This window comes from Gilvibacter sp., from assembly GCF_013214815.1.
Taxonomy (GTDB): Bacteria; Bacteroidota; Bacteroidia; order Flavobacteriales; family Flavobacteriaceae; genus Gilvibacter.
Map to the genome: position 1 here is coordinate 1 of NZ_JABSPU010000020.1, position 12,812 is coordinate 12,812.

General features: G+C 43.5%; 9 protein-coding genes and 1 pseudogene. 1 reads left to right on the plus strand and 9 read right to left on the minus strand.

What is annotated here, in order from left to right; translation table 11 throughout:
• The 8 genes and pseudogenes from guaB to HRT75_RS06315 form a co-directional block, all read right to left on the minus strand.
• On the minus strand, positions 1-1,103 hold a 1,103-nt coding region (guaB, locus tag HRT75_RS06280), incomplete at its 3' end, for an IMP dehydrogenase (protein WP_291183994.1).
• Positions 1,104-1,217: 114 nt separating this feature from the next.
• The gene (locus HRT75_RS06285) at positions 1,218-3,665 is read right to left on the minus strand and encodes a TonB-dependent receptor (protein ID WP_291183997.1); all 2,448 of its coding nucleotides are present in this window, start codon (positions 3,663-3,665) and stop codon (positions 1,218-1,220) included.
• Positions 3,655-5,018: pseudogene (locus HRT75_RS06290) on the minus strand (HTTM domain-containing protein). Before HRT75_RS06290 ends, HRT75_RS06285 begins: the two are co-directional and overlap by 11 nt.
• Positions 5,019-6,167, minus strand: coding sequence for an imelysin family protein (locus HRT75_RS06295; RefSeq protein WP_291183999.1), 1,149 nt, complete (start codon positions 6,165-6,167; stop codon positions 5,019-5,021). It lies immediately after the preceding pseudogene.
• Between the two features lie 71 nt (positions 6,168-6,238).
• Positions 6,239-7,483 carry a DUF4856 domain-containing protein gene (locus HRT75_RS06300; RefSeq protein WP_291184002.1) on the minus strand — a complete coding sequence of 415 codons (1,245 nt, stop codon included), beginning with the start codon at positions 7,481-7,483 and terminating at the stop codon, positions 6,239-6,241.
• Between the two features lie 289 nt (positions 7,484-7,772).
• Positions 7,773-9,293, minus strand: coding sequence for a bifunctional metallophosphatase/5'-nucleotidase (locus HRT75_RS06305; RefSeq protein WP_291184005.1), 1,521 nt, complete (start codon positions 9,291-9,293; stop codon positions 7,773-7,775).
• Between the two features lies 1 nt (position 9,294).
• On the minus strand, positions 9,295-10,158 hold the full coding sequence (locus tag HRT75_RS06310; protein ID WP_291184008.1) for a hydroxymethylglutaryl-CoA lyase: 864 nt from the start codon (positions 10,156-10,158) through the stop codon (positions 9,295-9,297).
• A gap of 24 nt (positions 10,159-10,182) precedes the next feature.
• On the minus strand, positions 10,183-10,800 hold the full coding sequence (locus HRT75_RS06315) for a LysE family translocator (RefSeq protein WP_291184011.1): 618 nt from the start codon (positions 10,798-10,800) through the stop codon (positions 10,183-10,185).
• Between the two features lie 70 nt (positions 10,801-10,870).
• Between HRT75_RS06315 and HRT75_RS06320 the strand changes: the two genes are divergently transcribed.
• Positions 10,871-11,782, plus strand: coding sequence for a spondin domain-containing protein (locus HRT75_RS06320; RefSeq protein WP_291184014.1), 912 nt, complete (start codon positions 10,871-10,873; stop codon positions 11,780-11,782).
• Here the strand turns inward: HRT75_RS06320 and HRT75_RS06325 are convergent.
• On the minus strand, positions 11,772-12,800 hold the full coding sequence (locus HRT75_RS06325) for a quinone-dependent dihydroorotate dehydrogenase (RefSeq protein WP_291184017.1): 1,029 nt from the start codon (positions 12,798-12,800) through the stop codon (positions 11,772-11,774). The two genes, HRT75_RS06320 and HRT75_RS06325, sit on opposite strands and share 11 nt — an antisense overlap.
• Positions 12,801-12,812 lie beyond the last annotated feature (12 nt).

Here is a 12,812-nt window from a genome sequence, read left to right on the forward strand (position 1 = left end):
GCTAAGAGTGATCCAAGCATCACACAGTCTGCTCCTGCAGCCAAGGCTTTAGGAATATCACCGGTGTAACGGATTCCTCCGTCAGCAATAACAGGCACTCCACTACCCTTAATAGCGGCAGCAACTTCCAATACGGCAGAGAATTGTGGGAACCCAACTCCTGCAACCACTCGTGTGGTACAAATGGATCCTGGACCAATTCCAACTTTTACAGCATCAGCCCCTGCGTCTACCAAGTACTTAGCAGCCTCAGCAGTTGCAATATTACCTACAACGACTTCCAATTCTGGAAAGCGCTTCTTAATGTCTTTAAGAACAGTGACAACACCTTGAGTATGTCCGTGTGCTGTATCAATTACGATTGCATCCACATCTGCATTGACCAAGGCGGCAGCGCGTTCAACAGCATCTCCAGTAACACCAACGGCAGCGGCAACGCGTAAACGTCCGTAACTGTCTTTATTGGCAATTGGCTTTAAAGATAACTTAGTGATGTCCCTAAAGGTGATCAATCCAATTAAGGTGTTTTCTTTAGTCACTACAGGCAACTTTTCAATTTTGTTGTCTTGCAGGATCTCTTCGGCATCCATAAGGGAAGTTCCTTCATGCGTGGTCACCAAGTTCTCACTGGTCATTACCTCAACGATAGGACGCTCATTGTTCTTTTCAAAACGAAGGTCGCGGTTGGTAACAATACCCTTGAGCTTGCCCTGGCCATCTACGATTGGAATACCTCCAATGCTGTGCTCGCGCATGCTGTTCTTAGCATCAATTACTTTGGCATCTAGCGGCAAGGTAACCGGATCGATGATCATTCCACTTTCTGCTCGCTTTACACGACGCACCTTAGTGGCTTGTTGCTCAATGGTCATGTTCTTGTGCAAAACACCAATTCCACCTTCTCTGGCCATAGCAATGGCCATACGCGCCTCTGTTACCGTATCCATAGCTGCGGATACAATAGGAACGTTAAGCGTGATATTACGCGTAAACTTGGATTGAATAGAAACGTCTCTGGGAAGTACCTGTGAATAGGCTGGAACAAGTAGAACGTCGTCGTAAGTAAGACCTTCTCCTACTATTTTGTTTTGATGTGCTGTCATTGCAATTAAATCTGATGCCCGTAACCGAACGTTAAATTTTATTTAATTGCATGCAAATATACCAAAAATCGGCGAGAGCGAATGTAAAGAATTCCTTAATAAATCTGTGGACGCTTAAAAGCGGAACTCCAAACCAGCGTACCAGGTTCTGGGCTGACTTGGAATGATTCCTGGGCCAGGATAACCGGTAGCTCTGCGGACAAAGTAACTGTTGTCTAATACGTTGTTGATTCCAGCTTCTAGTTGCAACCAAGATTTGAATCGGTAGCGGGCAGAAAAGTCCAAAATATCATAAGAAGGAATCTCTCCCACTATTCCACTTTGGCTGTTGAGGTCTGCTCTCGAATTGGTCGCATCTGTAAATTGTTCGCTCAAATAGGTGTACTGCAAACTGGCTAAAAAGTTCTTGTAACCGAGACTCAAACCTGTTTTTAGGTTTACATCAGGAACAAATTCTACCTGATTCCCCACTACATTGTTGAGTTCGCTACGGGTATATTCGGAGCACGTAAGCGCTAAATTGGCAAAAACACTCAAACGATACTCTGGAGTCAGTCCCAATGCTGGAACTAAATTATATTCTCCAAATCCTTCAAATCCATAGGTAATGGCATCTCCAATGTTTCCGCGGAACTGTTCCTGCTGAATATCACTAACAGCACGCAGGACCAAGCCCAATCGATCTTGATAACTCAGAAAGAAGAAACCGGCATCAAAACTGAAGTTGTTCTTGAGGCGACCGCGAACACCAATATCTGCCGTAAAGCCAGATTCATCGCTGATGTCTGGATCAATGGTCAAGGAAGGGTTGGTGATTCTAATATCGCTAAAAGTTACCGAGCGGTAGTTCTGACTGATGTTTCCATAGAATTCTAAAGCCGGACTGCTCTTATAACTTGCCCCGAGACCAAGCAACACAAAGCTGCGGTCCACACTGCGCATGTCAGGAACGGTTTCTTGTAAAATGGGATTGCCTGCCAAGTCAAAGTTGATGCGTTCAAAGCTCCCGTCAATTTCTGTTTTGATGTATTCAAAACGCGCTCCCGGGGTAATACTCAAGCGGTCGGTGAGTTTTAAAATATGTTCAGCAAACAAGGCTATATTCAAATTCGGGAGATCAAAATCACTTTGACGAGCATAATTCGGGAATTGATCATCTGCAAAATTGAAATCTGCATCTAGGCCATTGGTGCCCGGCCCTTGTCGTTCTGCATTGTTGGACTGATAGTACTTCCCGCCTATTAAAAAGGTCTGCTCCTGCCCCAACGCATCGTATCTGCTCAAAAAGCGCGCCTCAGCGCCCCAGTTTCTAAAATTCCCAACGATGAGTTCTCTGGGCGATTCTAAATCATCCACCTGAGACACGCGGTTCTCTCTAAAACCAACAGATTTACGAGATGCATCTAAAGCAAAAAGGTTCAAGCTGAACTGACTGCGCTGCGCAATAGCTTGCTCCCACTTTAAACTGTAGAGTTTCCAATCGACTTTAAAATAATTACGCGTACGGTTACTAAAAGTAGGATCTTCTTGAAACTGACTGTCTGTAAGCCCTCCAGCTTGCTGCGCTAAATAATTCAAATAACTGAATTCTGCGGTGATGGTTGTTCTCTCAGAGGGTTTATAGCGCAACAAACCAAAAGCGTTATAGGACTCAAAATCAGAATTGGGTCTAAAGTCTTCTCCAGATTTAAAGTTGAAATAGGTGTAATAGCTCAACTTGCCAACTGTCCCGCTCAAGCTATTGAAACTGGTAAACAAATTATAAGCTCCCAGAGTCTGCCGACTCACCAAGGCAATGGGTTTGTCCTTTACAGGCTCGCGCATTTTAAAGTTCACCAAACCACCAAACTGTGTTCCGTATTGCAAGGAAGCCGCTCCGCGTACAATCTGAATTTCTTGCACTGCCTCTGGCGGTGGAGAATAATAACTCTCGGGATACCCCAACACATCTGCAGAGATATCATAACCGTTCTGGCGCGTGTTGAAATTAGAAGTTCGGTTCGGATTCAAACCGCGGCCACCAATATTGAGTTGCAAACCGGCATCATTGTTCTCATAAATATTCAAACCGACTATGCGTGAGTAGATCTGTCTCGCATTTGCTGTGGCCAAATTAGCCGTCACATTATCCAAAAGGATGACTTCACTTTTCTTTCCCGAATATATCGCAGTTCCCTCTACGGGTCTGAGTTGCCTCAAGGCCAAGACGCGCTCCCTCTGAGCCGTTATGATTACTTCAGAAAGCGCTTCTCCCAAAGGTTGCAGCGTATAATCCAAACGCGTATTTGCAGTTAGCTCGATGGAAGCTTCTAAAATCTCATAATCTAAAGCAAAGATGTACACCTGATAGGTTCCAGAATCCAAATTCTCAAAGACGGCCAATCCTGAAGCATTAGTCTGGGTGCTCTGAGCTATTGGATTCAGATACACCTCAGCTTCATTTACGGGCTGTCCCTCTGAATCAGTTATCTGGAATTCCAACTTGCTTTGGCTCCAAGCTGTATTCAAGCTTAAAAGACCCAAAAGGATCAATAAATAGGTTTTAAAGGATTTACAGTCCATCAATGGTATCGTTAAAAGGAAGTATCCAGGTTTTGTGTTTAAAGGAATCGCGCTCAGCTACCAGGTTAACTTTGGGGTCGATATAGGCTTGACTCAGTCTGCCGTTCAAGGCCACATAGCTCTCCACATAGACCTCCACCTGCTCATAACCCTGCTGCTCGTAATGATCGGCCAAATAATGCGCGTACTCCACTATGAAATCAGGCTGAAAGCTCATTTGCTTTTCCTGTAGTGGCGTTAAAAAGTCGGCATTGTCTATCAAAAATGATTTTCCACTCTGCCCATCCACAACTTTGAATTGGGCATATCCTGCTTTCTCCATCAGCATGACGCGCCACGAGAATCGATAGCCCTCCTCGGTCCAAAAAAGCTCCCCAGGATACAAAGTATAACGCCAAGGAAAAAGCAACTGGATTGCAAAGAAGACCATTATAATAGGAAGCACCACGGTTTTGGGTTTCCAAGAAAAATTTGAAGCCGAGCCAATAGCGCGATAGATATTCAATTTGATCAACAATTTGCGCAAGCCATGCAGGATGCGCTCGTGGAAGTCCGGAGTAAAGAAGATGAGCGAAGAAACGATCATGATATACGGAAACATTCCAATTGGAAACAGCACTCGCGTTAATACGTGAAAGACTACAACCAAACCAAAGGCAAACCAACGCGTTCTTGCAAAAAGCAGCAAAAAGGGAATGAAAAGATCGTAAAGCGCTCCTCCATAACTGAAGGCGTAATGCACCCACTCTTGCTGCATGAGGTCTCCCAAAATCGGCAGATCGTATTTAGAAGGCAACCAGATCTTTAAAGGCATGGCTTCTAAGAGCCAATCGCTGTTGAGTTTGGCCAAGCCTGCGTAGAAATAAACAATTCCCAACAGAAGCTTAAGGGAATCAACCGTCCAACGCGGAACTTCCTTCAAGGCAAAACCAGGTCGGAGTGCATCTAATGAATACCAACGGTTTGCAGGTAGAAAGATCATAGAAAGCTGAGCACACTCACAAAATAGTAGTGGTTGAGATAGGTGGTCTTATCCATGAGCTCGATATAGGTAAAGCTCAAAAAGAACAGCACTATGGCCAGTCGGTATTTATAACCTAAGGCCACGGCAAGCGCCGCAAGACCACAAATCAGAAAAATCAGATAGGTCCAATTTCCCAAAGGTTTGACCCACTCAAAGCCATAATAGCTAAAATGGAACTCGGGTTCTAAGTATAATTTACTGATCCACCCGTTAGCCCAAAAGCGAATCAGACTCAATAGCATCATCGCACCAAATAAAACACGAAAGACCGCCAAAGGAGCGGTCTTAATCGTGCGATTAAAATAAGCGTGATTTACTAATGAGAACATTTAGTCGCCGTCTGTGTCAACAAAGTCTACATCAATGCTTAAGGCTTGCAGCATATCTACTTTTATGAGAATTACATTGCGCTGCAATTCATCATAAGCCTCTAGCATGGCTGTATTGTTTGTTTGAATTTGATTGACAAAATTATCATCAAGAGCGTTGATGGCCAATCGGGCTAGATCAAACTGATCGTTGATCAAAGTACTTAAGTCCTCGCCATTTTTTATAGTATTCAAAAAGTCGAGATAAGACTTAAACCCGTTTCCATTTCCGCCAGACTGTCCATTTCCATTGAAGAAATTTTGGGTAGCCTGTAAAGCCTCAAGGGCTAATTCTTTTGAAATTTCTTTATTGTAAAACCCTTCTACATTTTCTGGTAACGGATCTGTAGAAAACACCCCTGCAGGGATGCCAAACTTTCCGGCACGTAAGGCCTTTTCGTAATAGAAGATGAAGTCATTAGTGAATTTATCAATAGAGCCCGTTGCAGATGCATCTGTATTGGCCTTGAAACTAGCTGCAAACTCCGCAACCCAATTATCACGAACCTCTGTAGTCAGTGTTTTGATAATTGACGCTAAATCCACCAAATAATTTAAGTTATTGGCGGCATTGGCATCTGTAGTATAAAACGCAAGAATGTCGGTATCGTTATCCGCAAGGCCATATAGAAGATAATCCATTGCAGGAAAACCTTGAGCGTCTATAGTTGAAGGCAATTCTAAGTTGTAAGAGCTTGCCGCTCTGAATTCATCAATGGTAGCCTTATCTGCTGGATAGGTGTTCAAACGTACGCGATAGCGCGCGTCTTCTGCAGGTCCAATCTCAAACATAGAAACCCACTGAAAGGCTCTGTAAGCAGATAACCAATCTGCACGAACTTGATCAAGACCCGCCAGATCAGGACTGGCCGCAAAAGCCATGACGCTTGCCTCTAAAGTTTCCGTTATTGGTAAAAAATCCTCGTAGGCAGGAACAATGATATTATCTGTCCAGTTGGTCAACAAAGCAGCTCGGTCAAAGCTCGCAGTGTCTCCTCCTCCATTATTACCATCACCATCACCTCCATTGTTATTATCAGGTGCTGGATCGTCTGATGAACAAGCCAATACAAATCCAGATAATAAAATAAGCAACATCTTCTTAATCATGATCAATTTTTTAAGGATTATCAAAAAATTCAGGCTGCCTTTTATGACAGCCTGAAATAATTAATTCTAGTTTAGTCAGTGCTACCCGCTTGGGCAACAGTAAAGCTGAACTTCGCAGCAATTTGCTCCGATAGTGTATCGAGTGTAGCTGGAGTCACGTCCCAAAGTCCGTTTGCTCCATCAGCAAGAAGTGCTTCTAAGATACCATCCACCTCTGCGCGAGTGAAATAAGTGTCATCTGTACTCGGGTTTCTTGTAAAACGCAAGCTGTAGATGAAACCCCAACCTTCTGAGATGTCGTGGAAAGCAGCTCCAAAGTCTTCCGCTTCAATACCGTTCTTACCTTGTTGTAGGTAGTATACCGCACGGATAGCGATGATTTCAGATACTTTTTGTTGAATGATATCCGCTTGCTCGTCACGAAGGTCATAATCTCCTCCAACAATCGCAGCACGTCCTAATTTAAAAGCGTCATAGATCTCTTGTGCGATTCCAGCGAAATCTGCATCGCCTTCAACACGTCCTAAATACTTATTCAAAAAGCTGTCATCATCACCAACGGTAGGTAGTGGATTAGCCAAATTTTGCGATGTACCAAAAAGGTATCCGTAGGCTTCATCCCATTTATGCTCCATGGTGGTGTAGTTCTTCCCTTCTGCTAAAACGCCTTCGTCATTGTTAGCACGGTTATCTCCTTCATCCAATACGGCTTCTCCCAAGTAGTTGTTTAGCATTTGGTCTGCCATAAGTGCTCCCATAAGTCCTTTAGTAAAGGCTTGGTCCATTTCAAGACCTTGTCCAGTTACGTAACGGGTAGAAGAACCGTCCGCAATTTGCCCTGCAACACCTGGCGCCGCAGCAACCAATTCGTTAGGGAAAACTTCTGTGATCTGCACATTGATATACTGTTCAAACTGATCCTTAATTGCAGTTGCTTCCGTGGCGTTAGCACTAAAGTAGTCGCGAGAAGCTGCAGTTTTACTCCTGATGTTTTTGTCAGAGGCATTCAAATCAGCGTTTTCAAAGTTATCTTGACCTTCTTCATGCGTGTATTTTGCAAGCATAGCAGCTTCTGTAGCATTGTCAAAGTCTTTAAAATCATCTACAAGCTCTTCAGCCATTAAGATTCGAGTAGTCTGTCCGCTGAACGAAACAGTGGTTTCACCATTTCTTTCAAAGTTGTAGGTTAAAGGCGCTTCGATCATTGGGTCCATACCCTGATCGTCATCGGTCATCGGTGTTGTATTGTCGTCATCATTTGAACAACTTGCAAAAACAACAGCTGTAGCTAGTAATAGTTTTGGAAAATGTTTCATATCAGTTTTATGTTGAGCTAGGCGTCTCAAACCAGCTGAATATTTAAGAGTTTTAAACGGTACACGGTTGTAGTTAAAGTCAAGGCTATTCTACTTAAAAGAAGAATGTAATATCCAAATTATCAGCTGGTAACAAGGGTATGAATTACCTTTAGATTTTATTTAGACTAACTTTAAATAACTGCGCAAAATTATAACGCAATTAAACGCCAGTCAAGTTTATTTAGAATAATTTTAAATAAAATTTAGGTTAAGAAATTCAAGAGCTGATTATCAGCATTTTCCTGAACTATCCCTTTAGAAATTCAATCACAGCACGGCGAATGTCCCCAGCTCTATCTGATGCTTGCGGCGTGTAAACCCCTAGCACTTCCGGGTGTTCAGCAGTTAAAAAAGGTATGTCATAACCCTTAAGCAAAAAGTCGCTCAAGGCTATGCTATAAACGCCTTCGGGGTCAATCTCAGAAGGACCGAGCATCCACTCCCCTCTGGCATTACGATCTATATTGAAGCGCTGCAGATAAGCGCCTTTGCCGCGTTTATCTAAACCGTAATTCAAGGTTTTGATCAATAATGCTCCGGTCATATCTACTTTTACGATATGCCCGCCGAAAGGGAGCACTCTAAAGATATCCTGACTACTTACATTGCCCGCAAGCTCATCATCTATTCGAATAGAACCTCCATTGACCAAGGCAGCTTGCGCAGGTTTGTCAAAAGCCACTGCCATGGCCTCCGTGATGATCCCACCCAAATTGGTTTGGATTCCACGACTGGCACTATCGGTACCGTCTAAAGGAGTCGTCGCCGTATAAATGATCTCGTTAGGATCCGCGACCACTTCTTTGAGTTTAGTTTGTAAAATGGCATCCCATTTGTCCACCACGGCTTGCGTTACAGCCTGATTTGGCATAGAATCATCTATTGGCACCAACTCAGAATCTATGATCAAGGCATCGGTAGCTTTGTTGTAGGTAAAGCGATGTACATAAACCGTTTTGGCATTAGCATCTGCTTTTACCACAGTAGCATTATTGGTAGGCACAGACATATTGTTGTGTTCATGCCCCCCCATGATTAAGCGTAAAGCAGGAAACTTATTGGCAACTTCTTTGTCTTGCTCCAAAGCTAAATGGGTTAATCCCAGTTGGATATCTGACTGCGGAATCAATTCCGCCAGATCACGCTCTAAGGTTGAAAATACAGGCTCATAAGACACAAAGTCTTTAGGATTAGAGTCGATACAAGAACTTGCAAACCCTATATTTAGTCTGGTCCCATCTGAATCTTTAATGGACCAGATGTAGTAAGGTTTTAGGGCGATATTACCAATGTTTCTGTTCTTGTTGAAATAGGTCTTCCGATCTTCATTGACCTCAAACACATTCCCAGAGGTCCAAGCAAATTCAGATTCATTAATGCGCGCCTGCAGGGCTTCTCGTCCAATATCGAACTCATGATTCCCAAAGGTAGCCAAGTCCAATCCCATGGCATTAAGGGTCTCTACCATTTGTTTACCATAGATACGCTGACCGTCGATCTTTAATGTTCCGATCAAAGAAGGGTTTAACAAATCTCCCGCCATGACCAGAAAGGTATTCGGATTGATGGCAGATAAAGAGTCTTTTAAATGAGCTACTCGAGCCAATCCACCATATTTACCACCGCCCAAAGGAGCAATTTCATAAACGTCATTCATTTGAATGATCACAAACTCAATTTGACCATCATCCTTGGGAGTTTGTGTCTTTTTGGAACTGCTACAGCTCCAAGCCAGAATCACAATAAGAACTACACTGAAAAAACGCATGCTAGTGGTATTTATGGAAGATTTTAGAAGCTTCATTGAATGCACTTTCAAAGCTCATGGTGCTGATATTGGTATCGGCTTTAACCGTTGTAAAGTAAGATACCAAACGTTCTGTGGGCATATTGCCCGTCAATTCATCTTTGGCCATAGGACAACCACCAAACCCTTGAATAGCGCCGTCAAATCGGTGACAGCCAGCTTTAAAGGCAGCATCTACTTTTTCATGCCAACTGGTGGGTGTAGTGTGTAAATGTGCGCCGAATTCGATCTGCGGATAACGTGGAATCAAATTGGCAAAAAGGTAGTCGATCACTTCTGGAGTTGAAGAACCAATGGTGTCTGACAGCGAAAGAATTTGAACTCCCATAGCCGCCAAGCGTTCGGTCCACTGACCTACTATATCTACGTTCCAAGGATCTCCGTAAGGATTCCCAAACCCCATGGAGAGGTATGCCACAACTTCTTTATTCTTGGAATCAGCGATATTGAGGATCTCTTGCAAGGTCTCTACCGATTGCGCAATGGTCTTATGAGTATTCCGCATTTGGAAGTTCTCTGAGATTGAAAAAGGGAAACCCAAATAATCGATCTGCTCAAACTGCACCGCATCCTGAGCTCCACGAACATTGGCCACAATGGCCAAAAGTTTAGATTCTGTACTACTCAAGTCAATTGCATTGAGTACTTCTGCAGTGTCTTTCATCTGCGGAATGGCCTTAGGCGAGACAAAACTACCTACATCTATAGTATCAAATCCACAGCGCAATAAAGCCTGAATGTACTGTACCTTGGCTGGAGTTGGAATCCAATCTTTAATGCCTTGCATGGCATCTCTAGGGCACTCAATAAGCTTTACTTTTTGCATCACCCAAATATACAACTCCCAGCCTTATTCGGGGAGTAAAATATACACGGCTATTCCCACAAATACGATTATTTGCAACCACTTGAAGAAGAGTCCACTATTGGGCTTGCTCATGGCATAGCGGTTCAGTTGCCCAGCAAATAAGGCAATACTGCTAAAGATGATAAAAGACAGCAGCATAAAGGTTCCGCCCAAAATGTAGAATTGCTTTACCAAATCTGCATCTGGATTCCAAAGAAAACTCGGAAAGAAGGCTAGAAAAAACAAAATGACTTTGGGATTGAGCAAATTCATGACCACACCTTGCCAGTAAAGCGCAGTCAAACTCTTTTTAGGAACACCAGAATCAGTGACTATATCTCCTTTGGCGCCGTATACCTTATAGGCTAAAAAAAGTAGATAGGCCGCACCGAAGATCTTAATACCCCAAAATACAGTTGGAGAAGCAGTAATTAACGCTGACACTCCAAAGGCCAAAAGCGTAGTGTGCACAATACAACCAGAGATCAGACCTGCTGTAGTAGCTATCCCATAACGACTTCCATGGGCCATGGCTTGTGAAAGCACGTATATATTATCTGGTCCTGGTGAAAACGCCAAACCTGCAGTAGCAATGGCAAATAAGTAGAGGTTTTCTAACACGGGAATAAAAATAATCCAATTTGTGTAATGCGACGACATAAATTCCGACTACAGGGGAAAAACATCAGCTATGCAAAAAATTACACTATCGCTTTTACTACTTATCGCACCGCTTTTGGGCCTGGCGCAATCCACGGCGCAATACAGCGTGACCTTTGAAAGCACTTGGTCTCAAGCCACGCATCCGCATTCTAGCGGGAGCCTGCCGTCTACGGCGCATTGGTCGCGTTTGGTAGGAGCTACGCACAACGAGAATGTCACCTTTTTTGAGGTAGGCGGATTAGCCACTCCCGGAATTGAAGACGTCGCCGAATTGGGCAATAACACCTTGTTCTTTGGAGAAGTTGCAGACGCCATTGCAGACAATTATGCCAATCAAGAAATTAACGGACCAGCGTTAGCCACGGCCGCTGGAACTGTGTCTATTGATCTTATTGAAACGACTTCAGATTTCCCGCTACTGACCCTAGTATCTATGGTGGCTCCCTCTCCAGATTGGATGATCGGAGTGAACAGCTTGTCGCTTTTAGATTCAGAAGGTGCTTGGATTGAAGAGATCACTATAGTGCTTTATCCATACGACGCGGGAACCGACAACGGCCCGGATTATACGTCTCCCAATATGGATACCGATCCGCAGCAACCCATCAGCAATATTCAAGGTGTAGTTCCTTTCTCCTCGGAGCCTTTAGGAACCTTGACCATTTCTTTGAAAGGAATTTTATCTGTTCAGGACAACAGCCTGCAAAGCATCAGCATGAGTCCAAATCCTGCTACGGATCAATTGAATTTGCAAGTACCCAATGCCGATGTAGAAACCGTTTCGGTTTATTCTGCTCTTGGTCAGTTGGTTTACCAACAAAACATGAACGGAAGCACGGCCTTAACTATGGACGTGAGTAATTTTAAAAGCGGCGTTTACCTGGTCAATATGTTGACCACTGATGGACAAACCGTGGTTAGAAAGCTTGTTAAGCGTTAAGTAAGGATTTATGGATGGCCTTTACCAGGGCCGGACCCTCATAGATGAAGCCGGTGTAAAGTTGTACCAAACTTGCTCCGGCTTCTATTTTTTCCAAAGCGTCTTCTGCGGAGTGAATCCCTCCCACTCCAATAATTGGAATAGAACCCTCACTTTTTTGGTGCAAGAAGCGAATCACTTCTGTACTTCGACTGGTCAAAGGTTTACCACTTAAGCCTCCGTTTCCGATAGCCTTCACTTTCTCTGCCGATGTGGTCAAAGGTTCGCGTGCAATAGTAGTGTTGGTAGCAATGATACCATCAGTATTAGAATCACGAACAATATCAATGATATCTAAAAGCTGATCTTCATTGAGATCTGGAGCAATTTTAAGCAGAATAGGTTTTGGGTTGGATTTCGCCTGATTCTTGACTTGCAAAGTTTTTAATAGCTCTGTGAGCGGCTCCTTTTCCTGTAATGCTCTCAAATTTGGCGTATTGGGAGAACTCACATTGACCACAAAATAGTCGACATGGTCAAAAAGCGCTTCAAAACATTTGATATAATCTGAGGTAGCCTCCTCATTAGGAGTGACTTTGTTCTTACCGATATTCCCTCCAATGATGATCTGCGTCTTGCGGTTCTTTAAACGGCCTATAGCTGCCTCTACCCCTTGGTTGTTAAAACCCATTCTATTGATAATGGCCTTGTCTTTCTTTAAACGAAACAAACGCTTCTTGGGATTGCCGTCTTGCGGCTTGGGAGTTATGGTGCCAATTTCTACAAAACCAAATCCGAAGTTACTCAGCTCATTATACAGCTTGGCATCTTTATCAAAACCTGCGGCCAATCCCACAGGATTGTCAAAGGTGAGTCCGAATACCTCTCTTTTAAGTTTGGGATCCTTTTTAGCATAAATGGATCTAAAGAGCGGACCCAATCCAATTTTATGCATCAAACGAATAAGTCCAAAGGTAAAGTGATGTACCTGTTCCGGATCGAAACAAAAAAGCAGTGGTCTTAGCAGGAATTTATACACGAGAGAATGTTT